We start from the raw sequence: 24,319 nt of genomic DNA on the forward strand, positions 1-24,319 counted from the left end.
TTAAACAAGCTGATTCTTGTAAATTTTTTCGCTTACTTTTTCAGCAAACCCTATCTAGCTATTGCGCGAGAATTGGTATTATTTGAAAAATTGACAAAAAAAAGTAGGGTAACAATAAAAGCAGTACCCTACAAATAACCTATATTTAATGTTGATTAATTTTCGGAAAATTCTGCATCAATGACATCATCACCACCGCTAGTAGAATTTTTGTCACCACTACTAGCATCAGCATCAGGAGCATCTGTACCATCAGCATCAGGGGCTTCTGCACCAGCTTGCTGATACATATTGCTACCGATAGCGTAAAGAACTTGCTGTAGTTCTGGCATTACAGTTTGAATCTTTTCATCATCTTCTGCTGCTACTGCTTCTTTAAGGTCTTTGATCAAACCTTCTGCTTTAGTCTTATCATCAGCAGGAACTTTATCTCCTAAATCAGTGATTTGCTTCTCTGCTTGATAAACCAGAGAGTCAGCTTGGTTTTTGCGATCGATTTTTTCACGACGCTCTTTATCTGCATTAGCATTTGCTTCTGCTTCTTGCACCATACGATCTACTTCGTCGTCGGGAAGAGTAGATGCACCAGTGATACTAATGGACTGTTCTTTTCCTGTACCCTTATCTTTTGCCGTTACGTTGAGGATACCATTAGCATCGATATCAAAAGTAACTTCAATTTGGGGTACACCACGAGGCGCAGGAGGAATACCATCGAGACGGAAAGTTCCTAAACTCTTGTTATCTTTAGCAAATTCTCTTTCACCTTGCAGAACGTGAATTTCTACATTAGTTTGACCATCTACTGCTGTAGAAAAGGTTTCTGATTTCTTGGTAGGAATAGTGGTGTTACGAGGGATTATCTTAGTCATTACCCCACCGAGAGTTTCTACACCAAGAGATAGAGGAGTAACATCGAGAAGTAAGATGTCTTTAACCTCTCCCGCGAGTACCCCAGCTTGAATTGCAGCACCTAAAGCTACTACTTCATCAGGGTTTACAGTTTGGTTAGGTTTTTTGTCTAAAACTTTTTCTACCAGTTGGACAATCGCAGGAATACGAGTAGAACCCCCTACCATTACTACTTCATCAATGCGGTCTTTACTTAGTTTGGCATCTTTGAGAGCTTGTTGTACAGGAACCGCACAACGGTCGATTAAGTCAGCACAGATTTCCTCGAATTTAGCTCTAGTTAGAGACATATCAAGATGTTTTGGCCCATCCTGAGTTGCTGTGATGAAAGGCAGGTTAATGTCGCTTTGAGTGGCACTAGAAAGCTCAATTTTAGCTTTTTCTGCTGCTTCTGTAAGACGTTGTAATGCTTGCGAGTCTTTTCTGAGATCGATTCCTTCGTTGCGTTGAAACTCTTCTGCTAAATAGTCAACGATTTTTTTATCGAAGTCATCACCACCAAGGTGAGTATCTCCAGAAGTTGCTAGTACTTCAAATACACCATCTCCTACTTCCAGAATAGAAACGTCGAATGTACCACCACCCAAGTCAAATACGAGGATAGTTTCGTTACTCTTCTTGTCTAAACCATAAGCTAGAGATGCTGCTGTAGGTTCATTGATGATACGGAGTACTTCGACACCTGCAATTTTACCTGCGTCTTTGGTTGCTTGGCGTTGAGAGTCATTAAAGTAAGCAGGAACAGTAATTACAGCTTGAGTGACTGTTTCTCCGAGATATTTACTAGCATCTTCGATCAGTTTGCGAAGAACCTGTGCAGATATTTCTTCTGGTGCAAATTGCTTGTCTTGAGCAGGACATTCTAATTTAACGTTACCATTGCTGTCTCGTAAGGATTTATAAGCTACTTCTTTAGACTCATTAGTGACTTCATCATATTTACGCCCAATGAAGCGTTTTACAGAGTAAAAAGTATTCTGTGGGTTCATGACTGCTTGGCGTTTAGCAATTTGACCCACTAAAAGATCGCCATTTTTTGCGTAAGCGACAACTGAGGGAGTAGTTCTCAAACCTTCTGCATTGGAAATGACGTTGGGTTTACCCCCTTCCATAACAGCTACACAGGAATTGGTAGTTCCCAAATCTATACCAACAACTTTTGCCATATAAAGCGATGCTCCAAATTTAAACTACAAAACTAAAAGTATTATTTTAGGTGTTACCACATACACACAGGGAAGCTGAGTTTTCTTGGCTGGCTGCCTTCCCTCAGTTTGTGTTTCTTTAATATCTATAGTGAAGTGAATAACTTTTCTTCGGTAGTGTAGTTTTCCGAACCTTATGGGACGGATAAACTGGTTGGTAGTTGTTTGTTGGTAGTTGTTTGTTGATGAGTATCTGGTTTAGTTTATGATTTCTTTATTAGCTCTTTGAAGTTAGTATCCGTAGTCTGAAAATTTGATTTTTGCTTCATTTTTTTGGCAATTTTCAGGCAACTATAAAAAGTAACAAGAAATGCTCCTCCAGCTAATATTTTAGGCATTTCTTCCACGGCACCAAACCAATGATGAATATAGTTTAGTTGATCAAGGTTATCAGCAAAAGGGGCAAAAGTTCCTCGATCGTGACCGAGCATATCTAAAAAAATAGTCCAACAACTAAAGAATAATGCCCATTTGAACCAAGGTAAAGATGCTATAAAATGCTTAAATTCGTTACGATACCAATAGATAAGTAGTAAACCTGTAATGGCGTAAAATAGAATAATAAAGTCGTCAAGCCTAGTAGTTAAACTGTTTTCTGGTATTTTAAAAGCCCTTAAAATGATTCTATCTAATTGTTCATGGATTTCTAAAGCTTCATCTAAAGCAAAGAAAAACATTCCTAGCGCAGTAACTCGCCAAAATATCGCAGGTCGTTTTTTAAGAGGGGCAGATGATTTGAGCTTTGTTTTTCTAAGAGTGCTAATCTTCCAGCATAAAACAGCAATGAAAAGTAGTTGAAGAATCGAAATCCAAGTCATAAAACCCCCTTCGCCAAAGTAACGCATAGGGCTTCTGTCTAAGATGATCGCTCTACTTACAGCGATCGCTATACCTAAAAAATCGATGCCAAAAGTAATCAAGGCTACTGTTTTAACGGGAAAATTCTTACTCATCAAGAAAAACTATTCTCTACGTTACGGATCGGCAGACTGTGACAAATCTAAGTCTGCGCGATAACACATAAGAATAATCTAAAGATAAACAAAAATTAACCTAAAATAACTTTTTCCTAACCTTTGACTAGTATTTTACCCAGACTATTTGTCTGATTTGGCGACAGTTTGATGAACTTGTACTATTGAAGTACTTGAACGCGAAAATATGGCGTTTGTCTCAAAATATAACTACACTTATGTACCCAAATAAGCAGTATATTTTGTTACAGAATATACAGATAAAAGAAGTTTTAATCTTGAAGAAATCCTAAAGCATTTATAAGAAATAATAATAATGAGTTCATCTTCGGTTATTAATTCCCTTAATAAAGGGAAAATTTTTGATAATAATAAAAATACTTTAAGTAATACAAAACAATGGTGTCAATCTTGTGCTAGTTTTCACTTGCCTAGGGATCATTGGAAATTCATGTCGGAGGATATGCCTCAAAATCCCTTAGAAATGATCGATGATTTGGTCAAAATGGGCATTTATAAACCAGAAGCTTTTAAGATGGCAGACATGGTTAATACAGCTGATTTAAGAAAAGCTTTGTTTCTTAAAATGGCAGGAAAAGGTGACTCTAAAAGAGAAAAATTAGTTTTAGAATTAGCCAAACAAGCAGGAGGTTTGGAAAATGCTTTTGCTGCTGCTTTTGGTGCTAAATCGGGAGAATTTTTTAACGATACTATACAAAGTGGTCAATTTAGTCGCCGTCGTTTTTTAAAGAATTTAGCTGTAGGTGCTGCTTTAATAAGTTTAGCTAATTGCGCCCCCAATAATCAAAGCTCTCAAACAGAAGAAACTTCAGACGCGCCACCGACCAATACATCTAATTTAGAAAAAACAGAGTTACAAATCGGTTTTATTCCTATTACCTGTGCGACACCGATTATTATGTCTGAGCCTTTAGGCTTTTACTCCAAGTATGGCTTTAATGCTAAAGTCGTTAAGATGCCCAGTTGGGGTGCAGTCAGAGATTCTGCGATCGCAGGTGAGCTAGATGCATATCATATGTTAGCACCGATGCCGATCGCCATGAGTTTAGGTTTGGGTTCAACTTCTTTTGGAGTTAAATTAGCCAGTATTGAAAACATTAATGGGCAGGCAATTACTGTGGCGAATAAGCACAAAGGTAAAGTAAATGGGCCAGCCGACTTCAAAGGTTTTAACATTGGCGTACCCTTCCCCTATTCGATGCATAATCTCTTATTACGCTATTATTTGGCTACTGGTGGTATTGACCCTGACAAAGATGTTAAAATTCGTCCCGTACCACCTCCAGATAGTATTGCCCAGTTAATTGCAGGGGATATTGATGCTTATCTGATGCCCGATCCTTTCAATCAAAGGGCTGTTTACGAAGAGGCAGGCTTTATTCATAAGCTAACCAAAGAATTATGGCCTGGTCATCCCTGTTGTGCCTTTGCTGCTAGTGATAACTGGATTTCAGAAAACCCCAATACCTTTAGAGCTTTGAACAAGGCAATTATTGAAGCTGCTGGCTATGCTCAGGATCCCGCTAACCGTCCCGAAATTGCCAAAGCAATCTCCGAAAGAGCTTTCTTAAATCAGCCTGTGGAAGTGGTAGAAGCGGTCTTAACAGGTAATTTTGAAGATGGCTTAGGTAATACACAAAGCATTCCCGACCGCATTGATTTCGACCCCTATCCTTGGCAAAGCTTTGCTAATTGGATTTCTTCTCAATTAGTACGTTGGGATTTGCAAGGAGACGGTAAAGTTAAACAAGCCATTACTAACGAAGCTTATGACGAAGTAGGTCAAGAGATATTTATGACCGATCTTGCCAGAGAATTAGCGGTCGAATTAGGTCAAACTCCCCCAACAGATATCTATCGCACCGAAACCTTAGAATTTGATACCTTCGACCCTACTAAACCAGGGGAATATGTCGAAGAACAAATCAAGAAATATGGTGTCTGATGTTAGTATCAGTCAAAACTGCGATTGGATGTGTTCTCTAAACGGATATCAAGGGCATCCCTCGCGGTCATTATTAGACCTCTTGCGTGAATACGAATTTTCATGGTTTGAGCGATTACCTTGAATTCTCTAAAATTCATATTTTAAAAAGCATTTAGACGTTGAAAAAAATAATTTGTGCAAGAGGTCTATTAAATAGTTATTTAGTTATCGGTTAAAAAAATGACAGTAGTAGAAAAGAGGAGTATCCAAGGAAAAGAAAAGCCAAAATTTGTTCTTAATGAAAATCTCCAGGCATTAGTGCTGTTTTTGGTTTCATTAGTTATATTTTTGCTTTTTTGGGAATTAGGGGCAAAATTTAAGCTATTTGCTAAAGGTTTTCCCACAGCTTCTTTAACCATTCAAGAATTATGGTACTGGGTGACTCATCCCTTTTATAATAATGGCCCTAACGATCTCGGAATTGGCTGGAATCTTTTAGTTAGTCTGCGACGAGTCGCTATTGGTTACACCATTGCCTCATTAATTGCTGTCCCGTTAGGGATTTTGATTGGGATCTATCCCGTAGCTGCTAAAGCCTTTAACCCTTACTTTCAATTACTAAAACCTGTTTCCCCGTTGGCTTGGCTTCCTTTAGGTTTATACCTATTTCGCGACTCGGAAGTTACAGGAATTTTTATTATTGCGATCGCCAGTATTTGGCCCACCCTAATTAATACTGCTTTTGGTGTTGCTGGAGTTAGCCAAGAGTATTTAGATGTGGCAAAAACCCTTGGAGCATCTCGCTTGCGGACTATTTTTAAAGTAATTATCCCTGCTGCATTACCCAATATTATCTCTGGCTTACGCATTAGTATGGGAATATCTTGGTTAGTAATTGTAGCTGCGGAAATGCTTTTAGGAACAGGCTTAGGTTACTTCATTTGGAATGAATGGAATAATCTATACATACCTAATATTATTGTGGCAATTTTCATTATTGGTGTAGTAGGTATTGTGCTAGATCAAATCTTTGCCTATCTAGAAAAATTGGTTAGTTTTGGGAAAAAAGCATGAATCTATCATTATCATCCGAGACTTTTGTGAATAACCAGCATCAAAATTCAGCCCAAATATCCCTACGCCATGTTTCCAAGGTTTTTCCTGGGAGAAAGGGTTTTTTAAATAACATTACAGGTCAAGCTACCTCCGATTATGTCGCCTTAGAAGATATTAATCTTGATATCGAACACAATACCTTTGTTTGCATTATTGGCCCTTCTGGTTGTGGTAAATCTACTTTACTAAACATTATTGGAGGTTTAAGCTCTGCCAGTAGTGGCTCAGTAACTATGAATGGTCAAGCCATTGAGCAGCCTGGACCAGATCGGGGTATGGTGTTTCAAAACTATGCTCTGATGCCTTGGATGACAGTAGAGGGTAATATTCGTTTTGCTGTGGAAACAGTTTATCCCAAGCTATCTGCTATCGAAAGGAAAAGAGTAGTCAAAGAGCATATCCAGCTAGTTGGTCTCACAGGAGCAGAAAGCAAACGTCCCCATGAAATATCGGGGGGAATGAAACAAAGAGTCGGGATTGCTAGAGCTTTAGCGATTAATCCCCAAATATTGCTAATGGATGAACCTTTTGGTGCATTAGACGCTTTGACCCGTGGTTTCTTACAAGATGAAATCGAACGCATTTGGGAGCAAGAGCGCAAAACTGCTATTATGATCACCCATAGTATCGAAGAAGCTTTACTGCTATCCGATCGCATCATTATGATGACTAAGGGCCCTGCTGCCAAAATCGACGAAATTCTCGATGTACCATTTCCTCGTCCCCGCGATCGAATTCAAGTAGAAAAGCATCCTGCATATCTGGGGTTAAAGCAAGAAATGGAAGACCACTTATATCGAGAAACCCGTGCCGTAGAAGAAGCAAGACTGGGTAATTAAAGGATGAGTGATCGAGGATCAAGGATGAGGAATGAGGGATGAGGTAGTAGAAAAGTAGCAAGGTCGATAATAGGCGACAATCAACTATGAGCTACGAACCACGAACCACGAACCATTAACCTTTGACATAATTAGGAGCAATTTACAAATGGCTATTGCAGAAATTACCACTAAACTTTTAGCAGCAAAAAAAGACAAAGGAATCACCTTTGAAGAATTAGAAAAAACCATTGGCAGAGATGAAACTTGGATTGCATCAGTGATCTATCGTCAAGCAAGCGCAGACATGGATGAAGCAACCAAATTGGTAACAGCTTTGGGTTTACCAGAATCAACCGCAGAAGAATTAACTATCCCTCCTTTAAAAGGCTCTCTCGAACCTCAAATTCCTACCGATCCTCTCATTTATCGCTTTTATGAAATCATGCAGGTTTATGGAATGCCGATCAAAGCAGTAGTTCATGAAAAATTTGGCGACGGTATCATGAGTGCAATTGATTTTTCTGTCGAAGTAGATAAAGTTCCCGACCCTAAAGGCGATCGCGTTAAGATTACCATGTGTGGTAAGTTCTTACCTTATAAAAAGTGGTAGGTAAGATAATTTTTGTGAGGGCGAATAACTATTCGCCCTAAATTGAGATTGCTATTTTGTGAGGAACGTCCTTAAACCAATATCCCAACTGGGTTGAAATCAGAGAATTCGTAGAACAAATCGTCAATAACGGCGTTGCTGATTCTAGTAAGAACGTATTAAATAATACTGTTTTAGCATTACCCATTCACTAGCACCTAGATCGTTAATACTTAATCAGTTCTTTGGTATCGCTATTAGCAGCGTTTTCAACCACATACTCGATAATTTTTCCTGCTACATCAATTTTTGTCGCTTTTTCAATTCCTTCTAAGCCTGGAGAAGAATTAACTTCCATGACCACAGGTCCATGATTTGAACGAAGTAGATCTACTCCCGCCACATTTAACCCCATAGCTCTTGCTGCTTTGATTGCGGTTGTTCTCTCATCGATGGAAAGCTTAATTTTTTCTGCGTTGCCACCACGATGTAAATTTGAGCGAAATTCTCCTTTTGCCCCTTGACGCTTCATAGCAGCAATTACTTGATCGCCAACCACAAAACAACGTAAATCTGCACCTCCTGCCTCTTTAATATATTCTTGTACCAAAATATTAGTGTCCAAGCCTCGAAACGCCTCAATTACTGACTTGGCAGCCTGATAAGTTTCGGCTAAAACTACCCCAATTCCCTGAGTACCTTCCAAAAGTTTAATCACCAAAGGTGCGCCTCCCACTGTCTCAATCAAACCATCTATATCTTGGGTGGCGTGGGCAAAGCCAGTTACGGGTAGACCAACCCCTTCTTTTGCCAGTATTTGCATACAACGTAGCTTATCCCGACTGCGGGAAATTGCTTGAGATTCATTGCAACTAAAAACTCCCATAACCTCAAACTGACGTACTACAGCAGTACCATAAAAAGTCCTAGATGCTCCAATACGAGGAATTACCGCATCAAAATTTTCTAGAGGAGTACCATTAAAAATAATGCTGGGACGACTGGAAGTAATGTTCATATAGCAACGTAAATAAGGAATTACTCGCATTTGATATCCTTGTTTTTCTCCTGCTTCTTTCAATCTTCTAGTGGAGTATAAAGCAGCGTCCTGAGATAAGATAGCAATTTTCATTTGTCTAATTTCCTGAATAAAAATTTAATAGTTATTGGCGATCGCTTTGTAAAAAGGATTGGCTCGGATCGACTAAAAAGCGATCGCGCACTGCCTGTCTACCTAACAGCATCCGAAAGCCCATGACATCACGATTAGTTAAAGTTAGTTCCACTTGCCATTGTTGTTCTCCCAATTTTATCGTGGTGATAATTACTGGTCTAATCTGGGCGTGTCCTCCAGAACTGCGTACTTTACGATATTCGAGTAGTTCTGCTTCAGCCAATACAGTTTTTTGGTTATTGCGTTGTATGGGATGAATCTGAAAGCGAATCATCGTTTTATCTTCCAGTGGGAATTCTTGACAATGAAAAGCGTGTAAAGCAGAAGTTCGCGCCCCTGTATCGATTTTGGCTTTAACGCGCCCTACATTTAACTCTGGCAATGATAAGGTTTCTCGCCAACCAATAATCGATAATTGTGGGGCTTCATCTTTAATTTTCCTCATATAGAAGTAATAAAAAATTTATCTTCTTGATTTTGACTTAATATTTCCCTTTTTGTCACTATTGCTACGCTTCGTTTCCTTTATGTTATTGGGGTGAACCAAGATTGGAAACTGTAAGGCTCAAAAAAAAGGCAGTCAGATAGAAATCTACTGGCTGTCTTAAAGGTGTAGGAATTTTTTTAGGTAATGAGCAATTAATCAGCTAAAATACCAATTTTGTTTAATTATTGAAAAACTTAGAGTTACTGAGGGTTATCTCTGTATGAAAAAGCTTTAGGCTACCAGCTTATGTTTCAATGAACCTCTATCGAATAATTGAGGTGAACCAAGAGGCACAAAACGCCACTTACTGATGGTGTCCTCTATGGGCGATCTGAAATAAAATCCTTTCAGAGGCTTGACTTTGAGAGTTAAACAATACGTACGGTCTAAAACTCGACATCCGTAACCCACTACTGTGCCAAGTTTACCCGTCACCTTATGTTGAACGATATCACCAACTTTAAACATGATGCGAGTCTCCTTTGTAACTAAACGAGCTTGCTGCGATCGCACTAATCAAACTAATACGAGCTAAACAGCTAAATGTAGAGAGCAGTTAGTAACTAAGGATTATGACGAGAACAATACTATTTTAGACATTGCCTCTTCAATCTCCTCTCAATGCCGACGAGGTTAGCTGACGGGCTAGGACTGAGAGATGTCCCTTACTACCAAAACCGTAGCAATGCGCCCCAAATTGGTTTCCCCGCTCCCAGACTAGGCTTAAGATAAGCTAAACCATAGGACTAGGCTGACTGACACTCTGTTTTTTATTTGTTGCTATCAAATGTTAAATCAACAATGTTTCTACGATGTGTCTTTTTTATGTCAACTTTGACAAATATAGTAATTTGCAATGGAGAATGATGTGTGATTAGCTTTTAAACTTTCGCTTCGCGGTTTTAACTACTCAAAGGAAAGTGAATCACCACTACTGAAATATTTTCGTGAGAACGAGCGATCGCTTCAGGAAGAGTGCCAACGGCAGAACGATTGCGAATTCTTGCTTCTGCAGTTTTGACGGGTAAAAGTAATAAATCGTTTTTATAAACCTTTTGAGAAACTTCTTTGATCGTATTTCCTTGAGCTTGACCAATAGGAAGATCGCGACTTATTTGGGCTAATTCTTGAGGGGACAGTTGGGTTTGCTTTTTGCTAACTACTACTAATACTTCAAGACTGGTTTTAAGTTCGTTAGCTAGCATTTTAGCGATACGGAGAGTCTGCTCAAATTCCTCTGACAGTGCTTGCCTTTTAGTAACTGCCAAAAATACCCTAGCAGTATTGGCAATGGGTTGAACAAAGCGAGCGATTAAAACAGGAATAGGTAACTGTAGTGCCACATTATCGATCGTGCTGCCAAAAAAACTATCTTGATAAGTAGAATAACCCCTCCAACCGCAGACTACCAAACTGGCATCCTGTTCGAGCGCCGTGCGGACAATACCGCGATCGATCTCATCATCTACTCGACCAATGGTTTTTACCTTCGCGTTAGCACTGTGAGCTATAGTTTCAGCTTTGGCTAATAGCTGTTGCTGCTGGATTCGAGCTTCTGGGGAAACGGTTCTATCGCGATCGCTGAGGACGTTGAGAGGTAATAAAGTGCCGTTAGCTGTTTTGGCAAGAATAAGAGCCAAACTTAACAGATTATCTTCGTTATTGGGGGGGGAAACCCCAGGCAACGCGACCTCACAAAATTCCCCTATTTTAGAGCTAAAAAACAGTATTAAAGTACTGAATTTCGGGGGAATTTTGTCCGCAAAGGCAAAAAACTATCGGCTCACAACCCTTACACTATGGAAGTCTGTCCTACTTTGTCTATGTTTTCCTTCGGGGTTACGGCGCATAGAAAATTGGAAGACAATTACAAAAAAATACTCGCCGTCTTGGTCAGCTCCAACCTACGCCAACATTTAATTTTTGTTGAGCAAACAGTCTCTAAAGGATAGTATTTAACTGCAAAAAAAGCAGTCAAGTATAAAATTACTGGCTGCCTAGAGTGATTATTTGCCGTTAGTTAAATGATCTGTTTTGATATACACCATGAGCTAAATTTTGCTGCATCATGTATTCATCCAATTAAAGGAAGGGTTAAGCTATTGTAGGCTGGGGAAATTGGTAGCAAGTAGTCAGCAATTGGATCGATAATTAAGTATCGAGTCTGACCATTGTTGGGGTCTTGGGAAACCAAAATATTTTTTTGATTTAAACTAAAAATCTTCATCCCTTTTAGCCATAACCTCTGGAATAAATAAGCAGTTTGAATTTTAAAAAGTTGACGCTGCTTATCTCTATCCAGATATCGGTGTAAGGCAAATTGAGATAAAGTACGGATTTTTTCAAGACTGGGAATCTGAAAAACTTCACAAAATTCCCCACTAAATCCCGACTTGGTATTTCCCAAGGTCGTGTCACCCTCTACCCTCTGCATAAACAGATTCTGTTTAAAAAAGAAACTTGGAGAGTTAATTTGGACATATAGATAGACTGGGCAAATCTGGAGGAGAGCTTTTTGATCGCTATTGAGTTGCTCTTCAAAATTCTGGGCGAGTTGAATACTTCGGTAGAATTGTTTTCTTAAGTTTTCTGCCAAAGGTTTACTTTGTGAACATTTCAGTACCAAGTGGGAATCTGGAAATATTCCTAGCTCGGAGTCATCTTTGCCTAAAATATAAATCCCTCTCTTAATTTTGTCGGTATAAGGATTAATGTTGTATTCATCTTTATGGCTGGCGACTTTGGTCATGAAAGATTTTAACCTATCAATAAATTCTGTTAGCTCTCCATAATTAGATATCAATCTATCATAAACATCGCGATCGAAATCAAGAGAAATTTGACCTATTTTTAACGTCTTTATTGGGTTCATAATCAATATTGAAAAGCAATTGCTAACTAAATTTTTTCACTGTTTTAATACGTTCTCTTTAACATCTAAGGCTGGATTGAACACCTGATATTCGATTCTATTTTTGCCACTCTTCTTGACTTTATACATTAAGCTATCTGCTTGTTTGAGCATCTCATCTACTGAATTAGGAAACGTCAAAAATGTAACTACTCCTATGCTGAGACTCACGGTAGGAGAGTAAGCTTCCATAGCAGTTTTAAGTCTCTGCTGAAGACGCAGTAAAATGGCTTGCCCAGATTGATAGTTAGTTTCTGGTAAAAGTAAAGCAAATTCATCTCCGCCTAAGCGGGCAATGATATCAGTTTCGCGAATTTGTTTTTGAATAGTCCGAGCAACAGTTTTTAACAACTTATCCCCTGTATTATGTCCAAAGCGATCGTTAATCTGTTTGAAGTTATCTAAATCGAAATAAGCCAAAGTTACATAATGACCGTAACGAAGAGAACGCTTATATTCTATTCGCAATAGTTCTAGAAAAAACCTTTGATTGACTATTCCTGTAAGTCCATCTGTTTGTGCTAATTTTTTTTCTTTTTCGTAAGCTATTTTCAGAGTTGATATAAGATAAGCTATGGTTAGAAAGACAATTAATCTTACTACTGTATTCCAAAGAAGAACAAGTACATAAAGATTAGTTTTAGCCGTAAACTCAGCAACAAACCAGCCAGTAGTACTAATCAATACTAAAAGAATTGAAAACCATCTTTTCCCATACCAACTTGTGAGAGAAATGGGTAATAAATAAATAATAGATAGAGAAATATCGATGACGACGAGATAGTCAATAATACTAATAATTATGATCGCCAAAAATCCTATTAATTGAGCGTAATATTTTGACATTTTTTCAAGATTTTTTTGGGGATCGTAACTAACATCATAAGTATTTAAAAAGTAAGGTTTTGGGGTGTGCAGTTTAATGCATCAGTTTTGAAGAGACTGTTGACTGTTTTTCTGGCAATAAAGATTGTTGAGGGGAATCGTTGGAACTCTTGTTAATTGCTTGTAACATAAGATAATTTAAAATTGTTCGTATGGCAATAATTACTGCCAATTGACCTATGTCATTCCAGGTTGGTGCGATTGTTGTCTTTAAAATGCTACCTCCTACTAAAAAGCTCAGCCCTAGGGAAAAAGAATAACCCAACTCTAATCGACTTGCCTGAAATGCGATCGCAGAACGAGAATTAGAAAAAATGTACTTACAGTAAATAATTAGAGCTTTAATAATCCCCGTGACGATTACAAACAGTGCTAATAATTGACACAAACTAACCACCCAACCATTAAGGGTTCTGACTAGGGTTAAAAACATTATGGTTTCTTACTCTGTTGCTAGGATAATAAGATTGCTCAAGCTAAACGTCGCTTTTGAAACCAACGATAAAATAACTTTTCTCATTCTATCTAAACAAACATCAACATTCTGAAACTCGAACAAATTGCTAATTCTGGAGCGAACTTCGGCCGTTTCTTGGAGAATTTTAGCGATCGCTATAGGACTGATTGCCAATTTTGCCAATAAAAACTTGATATCCTGAGAAAATTTGAGATACATCATAAAAAGCAAAATTAAAGCCCATACAGCCAGATAATCTAAAGCACTGGTAGCTTCATCAAGGATTAAAATTTCTGGATCGCGCAAAATAGCTCTAGCAATTGCTATACGCTGACGTTGTCCTCCTGATAAACGGACTCCGCGATCGCCTAAAATAGTATCCATTCCTTGGGGTAATTCTTGAATAAATTCCCAGGCGTTCGCCTGTTTAGCCACTTTAATGATTGCTGATTCTGCTATATTGTCTAAACCATAGGCAATATTATCTCGAACAGAAGTAGTGACATCCTCCCAACACCAAATCAAAGATTATGGTGTGGGCTTCCCGATATCGCTATTGGGCATTGCTCCCCTAAAACGCCACTTATCTACAACAAAGTTGCCCGACAGTACGACTTGAGAGCCAATTTCTGGCTTTTCGGGAGTCCCCCGATACGTTTCTTGACCTCTGTTACAAATTTCTTGTGCAGAGGCAATATCTCTATCAACAACATAACTACACTCATGGCATTCGTGTAATCTAACACTCAGGTCTTTTCTAACTTCAGTTCTACAGTTAGGACAGGTCTGAGAAGTTCCACGATGGTCAACTCGACCGACAAAAACATCTCTTTTCTGGGCTACATATTCTAATATGTCTCTTTGTTTACCAAAAGCAGCATCTAGCGTATGCTTGCCTAACATTCCTTTAGCCATGATACGGAAGTCGCAATCTTCTATATAGATTGTGTCTGCCATGTCACAAAGCTTATGAGCTAGTTTGAACTGATAGTCAGTGCGTTTGAATGCTATGTGATTATGTTGTTTAGCTACTTTGATTCGAGCCTTTTCATAGTTTTCACCTCGTTTCTTTTTCTTTGACAAACGCTTTTGTAGCACTTTCAGCCGACTGTAGGCTGTCTTGAAAAATTTAGGTCGCTTTTCGGTAGATCCATCAGATGTAGCTACATAAGATAGTAAGCCAACATCAACGCCGATAGCGTGACCGTGAGGCATAGGCAGAGGAAGCTCAATATCCGATTCTATTGCGACCACAGCAAACCAACCCATAGCTTTCTTGACTACTCTAATTTGTTTAACAATAAAGCCGTCAGGTATCGGGCGATGAATATTAATCTTTACTTTTCCCAGTTTAGGTATCTTGACCTGCCCCACCGAAGGTGCGCGAAGCGACCCTGTTAAAGGATTGGATTTGAACTGGGGGAAAAGTATTGACTTCATCTGCCCATACTTTTTGTAACGAGGAAAGCCGTAGCCTCTAACTCTAAAAGAATCCCAGCTATCGTGTAACCGCCTAATATTAATTTGTAATACTTGAGATGGTACAGATTTTAGTCGAGGGAATTTCTTTTTTGCTTTTGGTAGGTTGTTTTGCTGTTGATGGTAACTAGGGAACGGATAACCCGCAGCCATAATATATTCTGATTCTAAACTGCATCTATCTATAGGACATTTTCGAGAAGCTATCCAATCTTTCAACTCTCGCAATGCATAGTTATAACTAACGCGACAAGTTTCAAGCCACTCATTTAGTGTCTCGACTTGTTCTGCATCAGGATAAATTCTATAGCGATAATTTAAAATCATGAGAATATTCTATCACATTTTGTCATTAATGGTAGAATGTATATCTACAAGGCATCGAGCCTTTTGATATACTTGAGATGTCCCTGGATGAGGGGCTGTCTTCTGGGGTTTCCCCAGAAGTTTATACGCCCCGTCCCGACGCTAAATCAAAGATTATAGCGCGGGACTTATCGCCCCTCAAACTCCCCAAAAGTTAAAAATAAACGTATCCTGACTGACAATACCCATCTGACGACGTAGAGAATTTATTTCGCTCTCTGATAGTGCGATACCGTCAATTAATACTTGACCTTTAATTGGATCGTAAAACCGAGTGATCAGATCTACTAAAGTGGTTTTACCAGCCCCAGAAGCCCCCACTAAAGCAGTTGTTTGTCCTTTGGCGATCGCTAAATTGATATTTTTGAGGACTAATTCATGAGGATTGTAGCCAAAATCGGCAGCCACAAACTCAATGCTGTGTTTGAGTTTTGCAAAGGGAATTCCGCCATTGGTTAAATAAGTTTTATTCTCGCGACGTAGTAGTTCTTTAATATTGCCAATTGAACCCTGAAACCTACTTAAATTCTCTCGACTGTGATTAATTTGGGATATCAAGGGAATCATTCGAAATAAGACAAACATAAAGGTTAGTAAAGATGCTGCTCGTATTTGTCCCGTTTCGATCAACAAAGCAAACGCTCCCACCACAATTACAATCAGTACCGTACTCGATACTCCCTCAGCTAATGGTTGAACTAATGCCGAGGCGGTTTTTACTTGTGTTTCGGCTGCCATTACTTGATTGGTAGCCCGATAAAATCTTCTTCGTTCAAAATCTTGGGTGGCTGATGCCTGAACAGTACGAATGCCGTTGATAAACTCAATTGCCACAGAAGTTAACTGTCCGTTAGCTTTAGGTATGGCAAAACTTGCTTCACGTACCCTAGCAATGAGAGTTGATAATCCCACAGATAGCAAACTAAACATTAATACTGCCACCAGAGAAAGCTGCCAAGAAAGCCAAAACAGGGATATGACATAAGCCAGTAGTGTCGAACCTTGAGCAATGATTTTAGCGGTCAGGTTAAATACCTGTTTGAGTTCATTAACTTCACGGGTAATACTATTAAGAGGTTCTCCCGAATGAATTTTAGAATAGTAGCTCAAACTTAAACTTTGTAACTGTTCAAAAATTAATTTGCGAATGCGATTGCTTAAATGACATTGTGCCAATCCTGTATAAAGTTGTCCCCAATAGTGCAGTAGCGATCTGAGCCAAATTGCTATGAGAATTACTGCTGCTAAACGATAAACTCTTACTGATGCCGTCGCTTTAGTTGCTAATATTACCCCATCAAACCAACTAATACCTGTTTGAATTGGTGGTTCGTTAGGATTAGTTAAACTTTGTAAAAAAGAGGCAATTAAGCTAACGGTAATGCCCTCAAAAAAAGCACCAATTAAAGTACAACTAATAGCAACAGTAGTGATAAATTTGAAATGCTTTAATTGTCGTAAAATTAGATAATTGGCTTGCCAAAAATTGGTTGTCTTGACTAGATTAAAAATTACTTGATTGAACTTAAAATTCATAAACAATATTAAACTCAAAAGATAATTAACAATGTTTATTCAAGGGCAGATTAAACTTTTTAATTGTTAATATTAATGTTGCAAATAAACACACAATCGTCAAGTTACCGATAATCAGAAACAATTCTAAATTAAAGATATTTCTACTAATATTATTAATTTCGGTGAGCCGAGATATTCTGATAAGTATCGACAACCAAGCTAAATTAAAAGAAATCAAAAATAATAAAGTAGTAATTAGTAAACCCAGAAAACTCTTTCTGGCTGCTTTTTCTGAAGATTCATAGTAATAATTTTTTAGCATAAATCATTCTTGAGAAAAATTATTATAGGTTAGTTTTAAGCTTTTTTGATTTTGGTTTTTTTGGAATTTTTCTCTACAGGAAATAGTAAAGAAAGGGAAAAAATATTGAAAGCAATAAAAACTAATGCTATTGCTTGGAATAAAAGAAAAGGAAACATTTCTAAAGACTCACTTACTTTTTAAAGACTTTATAGTTCAAAATGATCGGGAAATAATGTAGCGTAGCTTCACGCTTTTTAAACATAAAGTAGTTGTAGGTTGGAGAGCTACTAGGTTGCGATTTGAAAACTAAATATAGCAATAATTTCAAGATCATTTAGAACTTATGGCAGCTTCCTTAGTCTTAAATATTAGAGGATTTTTCTGGATTTTTTTGATATATTGCAATATTTGTCTTGTATTGAGAAACATTTGTGGATCTCCGTTAGATATAAGTAACCACTTATTGTTTTTATGTTCTTGCAGCAATAATTTCCTATGGTCTGTAGGAATTTCGATTAACCATTGATTATCAAGATTTTGGTATGTGGTACAACCCAGCAATTTGATTTGATTCAACCGATTTTTTTGATCAATTTCTCCAGACTTTTAGGATCAGAAATAGCTCCCTTTGACTCTAACTAACAACTTCGTTAGTTTTGCCACCTATTGAATTTTTTAACGATCTATTTAATAACTCTAGCTCTAAATTTTGTTTCAACAACTCTAGATTATGAGCTTCTATAAGTTCTTGATAAAAATCACTTAGTTGATTGGCAACACCATCCCAAGTAAATAAATCTTCTACTCTTTCTCTAGCAGATACCCCTAATTTCCAACGTAATTTGGGGTCAGCTATCAGGCGATGGATGGTTTCGGTTAAAACAGTAGTATTTTTAGGCGGAAATAATAACCCTGTTTGTTCGTGTTCCACTACATATTTCAAGCCATCCACATTTGAAGCTACAACAGGTGTTCCGCTTGCCATCGCTTCTAGTGCCACCATTCCAGAAGGATTATAATAGCTAGGAACAACGCAAACATCAGCAGCAGCATAATACATTGCTAGTTCTTCTCGGCTGATTCGTTCTGCAAAAGTAGTAATGTTTTTAATACCTAAATCTTCAATCAGCTTTTTAATTCGTTTTCTTTCTAATTGATTACTAACATGACGATGGGAACTACTAACTAAAGTCAGATGAATATTTGGAATACCAGACAAATAAAGTTTGTGAACTGCCCTTACTAAGGTTTCAATTCCTTGAGGACGAGCAAATCTACCTGCGTAAAGAAGATTAAAGACACCTGATTCAATATCTAGTTTTCCCTTTGCTGTTATGGAAGCCACAGAGCCAAATATATGAGTATCTGTGCCACAAGGAACAATTTCGATGTTGCCCTTCGTAGAAACTAATTTTCTAAGATACTCTCTTTGTTGAGGGCAAGTAGCAATAGTTAAATCGGCTCTTTCCAGACAAGCTTTTTCAATTGCCAGACGAATTTTAGCAATGTGGGAAAGATGGTCAATTTTGGCATATCTAACTGCACTGAGGGAATGAAATGTATGAACATGCTTCAGAGGTTGGATTTTTTTGAGTTCCATACCTACCCAAGCTGATAACCAATAATTGGTATGAATCAAAGAATATTGAATATTATTGGCTAGTTGAAACTGACGCAGTTGTTTAAGAAACTCTGGTAAATAGCCAATCAGTTTTTGCCGAGGTACAAATTGTTCTACTCCAGCACTCAGGCGAATAGTTCGACAGTTAGGGTTGTGTTGCACCATATCTGATTGACTAGCATCAGTTTTGCGAGTAAACATATCTACCTGCCATCCCAAGCGGGATAAAGCTTCTCCTAGCTGACGCACATAGACATTTTGGCTTCCTGTTTCCGTAGCAGGATCGCTGTGGACAGATATTAAGGCAATAGTTGGGCGTGATTGCATAGTTCTTAAAATGAGCAATTATAGTGAAGAAACTAAGGAAAGATTATGAGATTTTAAAAGCTTGAATTCAGGGGGTATCGATCTATTCTGGGCTGTGATAAAGCTATCTGATATTTCTGAACGACAGTGTGAACAATACCAATAGCGATTTTGGGAACGAAGATGAGGCAGTAAATTACAAGCGCAATACGGACAATTATTCATCGCTTTTCCTCCGATAATGAAAAGCCTGTCAACAACAACTTGGATTTATCTATTGTTTAAGTTAACAAGCTGTTCTTTCATCGCTATGACAATTTGATGTCAATTTTGACAAACCTTGTTTCAATCTAAAAATTAGGCATTAAACGCGAACATTCATCGGTAAAAAGAATTTGAAGGTGCTGCCTACTCCCAACTGACTTTCAACGAATATTTCTCCACCGTGTATTTCTACCAAACGACGACAGATTGCTAAACCAATCCCAGTACCACCATATCTTTGATCGCGGGATTTTTGCGATCGCCAGAAGCGACGAAAAACATGGGCTAATTCTTCGGTGGCAATTCCCGAACCAGTATCAGTGAAAGATATCCAGACTTTATCTATCTCAGACCAAGCTTTGAGGGTGATTGAACCAGATGGAGTGTGGCGAATGGCATTACTCAGTAAATTAACTAAAATCTGCTCCAGGCGATCGCTATCTATCATAACGTAGGGTAGATTATTCGGACAGTCTAACTTTAAAGCGAGATCGCTTCCCAGCAATTGCTCGCTGAATCTCTCGATTAATGGCTCAAGAATTTGCCGTAAATTAGTGGGCTGCAAGTTTAATGATAAATTGCCCGTTTCCGCTTGGGATAGTTCTTGTAAATCATTCAGTAAACGCTGTAAACGTTTAGTTTCACGAATTAAGCGCGAATAGATTTGAGAATTAGCCGTAATAATACCATCGGCAATTTCTTCTAAACGTCCCCGAATGATGGTTAAGGGTGTTCGCAGTTCATGGGTAAGATCGTCGATAATCTCTCGTCTTCTTGATTCTACTTCTTCTAAACTAGCTGCCATGCGATTAAAACCAATTGCCAGACGATCTAATTCAGGAATCTCGAAGTGAGACATTCGCTCATCCAGTTTACCGTTGGCAAATTGGTAAACAATAGTTTCCATTTGATTTAAGGGCTGGACAATTCGCTTGGCAATCCAATAGCTTAAAATTGCTGCTGCCAACGTACCGATTAAAAACGACCAAAAGTTGCCCCTTGCCCAAGCTGTTTCAAATACTTCTAATAACTGAGAGTGAGCGGTACGAATAGTTAAGCCTCTTCCTTCCAAATCTCTAACATGGAATTGAAAAAAGCGGGGAGAAAAAAAATTACCCACTACCGAAGATGCCGTTACCCCCACAATAGTTACCAGAATATGAGAAAAAAACAGTCGGGCTTGCAGATTGAGATCGTTCATTTTACGCTATAAATCTTCAAATTTGTAACCTACACCGACAACAGTTTGAATAAATCTCGGTTTACTAGAATGAGGTTCAACTTTTTTCCGCAATCTGGCTATATGGGTATCGATTACTCTTTCTTCACCAAAAAAATCATCTCCCCAAAGCTTTTCGATCAGTTGTACCCTTTCCCATACCCTACCAGGATGTTTGACAAACAAAGCCATGAGCTTAAACTCAGAAGAAGATAAATCTAATTGTTTTGCAGGTTCAGCATCAATATGAAGACTGATACAGTGCTGTTCTAGATCGATGGTAAAAGATTTTGTCCGTATTAATTGAGAGCGATCGCCCTCTCGCAAGCGACGACGTAATAAAGCTCGTACTCTGGCGACTAATTCTCTGGGGCTAAAAGGTTTAACGTAGTAATCATCTGCCCCTGTAGATAAACCAATAATGCGATCGATTTCTTCTCCCCTAGAAGTTAGCATCAAGATATAAGGATCGTGAGCTACTGTTTTCTGGCGGATTTGGTTGCATACTTCCAAACCATCTATACCTGGCAACCTCAGATCGAGAACAACTAAGTCTGGTTGATGTTCGCTATACAATCGCAGGGCAGAATGACCGTCATAACAGACGCGACAGGAAAAACCTTCAGCCTCCAGGCATTCTTGGATAATTTCAGCTATTTCGCGCTCGTCTTCAACAATTAAAATCTCCATTTTAGTATTTTAAATATTCCAAGGCTATTTCTCAAATTTTGCCCCGTTTCAGGTTTTAGGCATTCATTTCCTCTTGATTTTAATAACCTATGTCCGCTTTAAGTTGTTCTCTGGTTTGAACTAATAACTTTTTAAAATTTTATTGAATTGGATGAACGATTGGCATAATTATTAAGCCAATTTAAGAAAGCAAATTCTCAATTTGAAGAGCAGAAGTTATCTTTATCATCATGAAAAAGTAATTAAAGATTTAGAAAAAGATAGAAGATATTGATAATTAGTTAGTAGACAAAATTGCTAATATTTTATTAAGTTATTTATCATCAAAAATACAATTAGCTAAGAAATTTCCGAGTCGATCTTAAACAGCGTTCCTTTCTAAAAACACGGTTTATTGACAAAATAGCGATCGCCTAAATAATTAATAATCTTTACTCAATTCAATTTCAAGCCATAATTTCTTTACCTACAGCACGATACCTAGACCAACCTATTTTAGCTCTAGGGTCAGGATAATCTTGAATAACTACACCACGGCTGGGGGCGCGTTGGAAAGCAACTAACAAAGGAATATCTGTTTTGAATGTGGGAAATTTCTTTTCTTTCATAAAGATTCTGGCATCTCTACCAGTGGTGGTGCGAGAATCTACTTTAGTCAGCAATACTCGATAATTGACGTTCAATGGTTCTAATAGTTCGGTAGCTTTTGAGGTGCTATCTAAATCTAAAGGATTAGGGGTAGTGGGTATAATGACAAGATCGCTCCCTTGTGCCAAATCTTTGAGTTCTTCTGGTTCTGGTCGAGCCTGAGTATCAATAATAATGTGGGTGAATTTTGCGATCAATGCTGGCGAACCAGCTTGAGAAGCGACGTAAAAGGGTAGTCGATCTTCTTTTGACCAGACTAGAGCGGAGCGATTTTTATCTGCATCAATCAATAATGTGGGTGCTAAAGTTTGCAGATATGCAGCTAAATGAACTGCTGTAGTGGTCTTGCCGACACCACCTTTTAAAGCTGTAATAGCAATTATCATTTTGATCCTGAATCCTCAAACTTAGCAGTAGTAGTTTAGCGATAATTGAGATACTCATAAATAGATCGATCGCTTTTCTTAATTTATTTGAGCCAAATATGTTAAATTGAGAGTGCTGAAAATATCGAGTAATTTGTAATCAATCGGCAATTACTCCCTACAATATTTTCTGGCTGCTGAAATCAAACCTTTAACAATCTAAATATTTTCAGAGGTAAATCACCACAGTCATTTACTACTGATTTCTTATGCAGTCTAAAAATTTATCTAGACTCTTACGCGCTTTGTCGCGTCAGGGTTTAAATGTCTCCTATCAAAATGGAGTTTATTCCGTTCGTCTTGATAACGCTTTTGAATCTCCCACCGCAGAGGTATTGCTTCCAGAAGGATTTGCTGTAGAAGGCAAAGCATTAAAACAACTAGCTAGTCTAGCTACTGTCTCTCATCCTTCAGGGGGGGAAGTAACTCGCGTTTGTGCTACTCCAGATTTTCATCCAGGTGATGCTGGTGTTGCTATTGGTTCAATCGTGCAAACAAAAAACATGGTTATTCCCGCAGCCGTCGGTTCAGATATTAACTGTGGAATGCGCTTACACGTCGCCGATCTATCTTTAGAAGAGTTTTTAAGCCAGAGAAATCATTTTGTGGAACTCATGAAAGGAGATTATTTTCTCGGTACTCGCGATGTCAGTATGGATGCGGTAACGGCTCGCGGAATGTTCCAACACGGCATTTTAGGATGGTTATCAGCGATGACAGCTAATCCTTTGGGTAGTTTTGTTGCATCTAATTTCGAGCAACTTTGGCAAGAGTGCGACAATGTTTATTTATCTGGTTCTTTAGAAGGCAATATTAATTATGCACCACCCGAATTAGTTCCCAAAACTGGAATAGTACGAGATGGTGAATTAGCTACCATTGGCGGTGGTAATCATTTCGTGGAAATTCAAATAGTAGAGAGAGTAGAAGATAAAAGTGCTGCTTACTCTTGGGGAATCAAAGAGGGACAACTAGCCTTTATGATTCACTCTGGCTCTCGTAGCGTGGGTAAATACATCGGGGGAATGTGGCGCGATCGAGCCTGGAAAGCTTGGCAAATTGGCACAGCTTATCCTAATTCTCGTCTCTTCCCTCTCAGTAACGATAGTAATCCCGATCTTGTTTCTAACTATTTAGAAGCAGAAGCCACCGCAGCTAATTATGGTTTTGTAAATCGTTTACTACTGGCTGAATTATTACGTCTGCGCTTACGTCAAGTATATGGAGATATTGCAGCACCTCTAGTTTACGATTTACCCCACAATATCACCCTACCAGATGGCAAACGTTGGATTGTGCGTAAAGGTGCGTGTCCCGCATACCCAGGACAGCCTGTAATTATTCCTGGTTCAATGGGTTCGTCTTCTTATTTGTTGATGGGTTTAGGTAACGAAAGATTTTTGTCTTCTGCTTCTCATGGTGCGGGAAGGGCAAAGTCACGCTTTGCTATGTCTCGTAAGGGTGCTTGTCGCGATGAGTTGAGTTTAGGCTTGACTGGTGTTGACTGTGTAACCTTAAGAGAAGAGCGTCGTCTCGAAGAAGCCCCTGCTGCTTATAAACCAATTCAACCAGTAATTGATGCTCAAGTAGAAGCGGGAATGGTGAAGGTAGTAGCCAGGTTAAAACCAATTTTGACTTTTAAAGCTTGAAGTCTAGCTCTAATATAAATTAGTGGAGCAAATACTTTAGAGCGATCGAGAAATTACCTTAACATCGTACAAAGTCTCAATCCAAACCCTCGCACGACCACAGGTAGGATTATCAGGATAATACAAAATACGGCATCCTCCTGGTATTTCTACCTCATGTCCATACCAATTAGTATTTCTCTGTTTAACAGTAATTACTGGTTCGTTTAAAGAGTGTTTTTGATTGTGCTTAATTTTGTGGGTATTGACGTGGATTATAGTTTTAGCTGGTTTTTGAGGATTACGCCATCGAGGAGCAGGACCTCTTTTTCCTTTTTTAATAATGGGCTTGCCTTTGTGTAAAGGAATTAA

The 24,319-nt window shown here is 38.4% G+C and carries 22 protein-coding genes, 1 pseudogene and 1 riboswitch; of the genes and pseudogenes, 5 read left to right on the plus strand and 18 right to left on the minus strand.

Annotated features, from left to right (window positions below; all coding sequences use genetic code 11):
* Positions 1-155 precede the first annotated feature (155 nt).
* Positions 156-2,078, minus strand: coding sequence for a molecular chaperone DnaK (dnaK, locus tag H1P_RS15585; RefSeq protein ID WP_144868786.1), 1,923 nt, complete (start codon positions 2,076-2,078; stop codon positions 156-158).
* Positions 2,079-2,320: 242 nt separating this feature from the next.
* Positions 2,321-3,070 carry a hypothetical protein gene (locus H1P_RS15590; protein WP_144868789.1) on the minus strand — a complete coding sequence of 250 codons (750 nt, stop codon included), beginning with the start codon at positions 3,068-3,070 and terminating at the stop codon, positions 2,321-2,323.
* Between the two features lie 337 nt (positions 3,071-3,407).
* On the opposite strand from H1P_RS15590, the gene H1P_RS15595 reads away from it, so the two are divergent.
* The 4 genes from H1P_RS15595 (at position 3,408) to cynS (ending at position 7,586) form a co-directional block, all read left to right on the plus strand.
* Entirely contained in the window at positions 3,408-5,057 is a 1,650-nt protein-coding gene (locus H1P_RS15595; protein WP_144868792.1) for an ABC transporter substrate-binding protein, read from the plus strand.
* A gap of 222 nt (positions 5,058-5,279) precedes the next feature.
* A complete protein-coding gene (ntrB, locus tag H1P_RS15600; protein ID WP_144868795.1) occupies positions 5,280-6,113 on the plus strand; it encodes a nitrate ABC transporter permease in 834 nt (277 codons plus the stop codon).
* On the plus strand, positions 6,110-6,994 hold the full coding sequence (locus tag H1P_RS15605) for an ABC transporter ATP-binding protein (protein WP_144868797.1): 885 nt from the start codon (positions 6,110-6,112) through the stop codon (positions 6,992-6,994). The genes ntrB and H1P_RS15605 overlap by 4 nt, the downstream gene beginning before the upstream one ends.
* Before the next feature lie 148 nt (positions 6,995-7,142).
* Positions 7,143-7,586, plus strand: a complete 444-nt coding sequence (cynS, locus tag H1P_RS15610; protein WP_144868800.1) for a cyanase — start codon at positions 7,143-7,145, stop codon at positions 7,584-7,586.
* A gap of 205 nt (positions 7,587-7,791) precedes the next feature.
* On the opposite strand, the gene rimK is transcribed toward cynS, so the two are convergent.
* The 15 genes and pseudogenes from rimK to H1P_RS15685 all read right to left on the minus strand — a co-directional run bounded on the left by rimK (position 7,792) and on the right by H1P_RS15685 (position 22,280).
* Positions 7,792-8,697, minus strand: a complete 906-nt coding sequence (gene rimK, locus H1P_RS15615; RefSeq protein WP_144868803.1) for a 30S ribosomal protein S6--L-glutamate ligase — start codon at positions 8,695-8,697, stop codon at positions 7,792-7,794.
* A 31-nt stretch (positions 8,698-8,728) separates the two neighbouring features.
* Complete coding sequence (locus H1P_RS15620; protein ID WP_144868806.1) at positions 8,729-9,184, minus strand: ATP-dependent zinc protease family protein; 456 nt, start codon at positions 9,182-9,184, stop codon at positions 8,729-8,731.
* Positions 9,185-9,457: 273 nt separating this feature from the next.
* Positions 9,458-9,694 carry a hypothetical protein gene (locus H1P_RS15625; RefSeq protein WP_144868810.1) on the minus strand — a complete coding sequence of 79 codons (237 nt, stop codon included), beginning with the start codon at positions 9,692-9,694 and terminating at the stop codon, positions 9,458-9,460.
* A gap of 139 nt (positions 9,695-9,833) precedes the next feature.
* Positions 9,834-9,960: riboswitch (cyclic di-AMP (ydaO/yuaA leader) on the minus strand.
* Between the two features lie 168 nt (positions 9,961-10,128).
* A complete protein-coding gene (locus H1P_RS15630) occupies positions 10,129-10,911 on the minus strand; it encodes a universal stress protein (protein ID WP_246141725.1) in 783 nt (260 codons plus the stop codon).
* A 389-nt stretch (positions 10,912-11,300) separates the two neighbouring features.
* Positions 11,301-12,098: a hypothetical protein gene (locus H1P_RS15635; protein WP_144868817.1), complete on the minus strand. Its 798-nt coding sequence runs from the start codon at positions 12,096-12,098 to the stop codon at positions 11,301-11,303.
* A gap of 36 nt (positions 12,099-12,134) precedes the next feature.
* On the minus strand, positions 12,135-12,983 hold the full coding sequence (locus tag H1P_RS15640) for a GGDEF domain-containing protein (RefSeq protein WP_144868820.1): 849 nt from the start codon (positions 12,981-12,983) through the stop codon (positions 12,135-12,137).
* A 73-nt stretch (positions 12,984-13,056) separates the two neighbouring features.
* Positions 13,057-13,455 carry a DUF1622 domain-containing protein gene (locus H1P_RS15645; RefSeq protein ID WP_144868823.1) on the minus strand — a complete coding sequence of 133 codons (399 nt, stop codon included), beginning with the start codon at positions 13,453-13,455 and terminating at the stop codon, positions 13,057-13,059.
* A gap of 279 nt (positions 13,456-13,734) precedes the next feature.
* Positions 13,735-13,977: pseudogene (locus H1P_RS38295) on the minus strand (ATP-binding cassette domain-containing protein); the annotation flags it as partial.
* Positions 13,978-14,007: 30 nt separating this feature from the next.
* On the minus strand, positions 14,008-15,285 hold the full coding sequence (locus H1P_RS15655; RefSeq protein ID WP_186375990.1) for an RNA-guided endonuclease InsQ/TnpB family protein: 1,278 nt from the start codon (positions 15,283-15,285) through the stop codon (positions 14,008-14,010).
* A 177-nt stretch (positions 15,286-15,462) separates the two neighbouring features.
* Complete coding sequence (locus tag H1P_RS15660; protein ID WP_144868832.1) at positions 15,463-16,860, minus strand: ABC transporter ATP-binding protein; 1,398 nt, start codon at positions 16,858-16,860, stop codon at positions 15,463-15,465.
* Between the two features lie 25 nt (positions 16,861-16,885).
* Positions 16,886-17,164: a hypothetical protein gene (locus tag H1P_RS15665; protein ID WP_144868835.1), complete on the minus strand. Its 279-nt coding sequence runs from the start codon at positions 17,162-17,164 to the stop codon at positions 16,886-16,888.
* Positions 17,165-17,780: 616 nt separating this feature from the next.
* On the minus strand, positions 17,781-19,094 hold the full coding sequence (locus H1P_RS15670; RefSeq protein ID WP_144868838.1) for a glycosyltransferase: 1,314 nt from the start codon (positions 19,092-19,094) through the stop codon (positions 17,781-17,783).
* A gap of 343 nt (positions 19,095-19,437) precedes the next feature.
* Positions 19,438-20,538, minus strand: coding sequence for a sensor histidine kinase (locus H1P_RS15675; RefSeq protein ID WP_144868841.1), 1,101 nt, complete (start codon positions 20,536-20,538; stop codon positions 19,438-19,440).
* A 6-nt stretch (positions 20,539-20,544) separates the two neighbouring features.
* A complete protein-coding gene (locus H1P_RS15680; RefSeq protein WP_144868844.1) occupies positions 20,545-21,246 on the minus strand; it encodes a response regulator in 702 nt (233 codons plus the stop codon).
* 446 nt (positions 21,247-21,692) lie between these two features.
* Complete coding sequence (locus H1P_RS15685; RefSeq protein WP_144868847.1) at positions 21,693-22,280, minus strand: ParA family protein; 588 nt, start codon at positions 22,278-22,280, stop codon at positions 21,693-21,695.
* Positions 22,281-22,528: 248 nt separating this feature from the next.
* On the opposite strand from H1P_RS15685, the gene H1P_RS15690 reads away from it, so the two are divergent.
* Complete coding sequence (locus H1P_RS15690) at positions 22,529-23,968, plus strand: RtcB family protein (protein WP_144868851.1); 1,440 nt, start codon at positions 22,529-22,531, stop codon at positions 23,966-23,968.
* Positions 23,969-24,004: 36 nt separating this feature from the next.
* Here the strand turns inward: H1P_RS15690 and H1P_RS36150 are convergent.
* A partial coding sequence (locus H1P_RS36150) for a DNA-binding protein (protein WP_186375991.1) occupies positions 24,005-24,319 on the minus strand: 315 nt, incomplete at its 5' end.

Source organism: Hyella patelloides LEGE 07179, assembly GCF_900659865.1.
GTDB lineage: Bacteria > Cyanobacteriota > Cyanobacteriia > Cyanobacteriales > Xenococcaceae > Hyella > Hyella patelloides.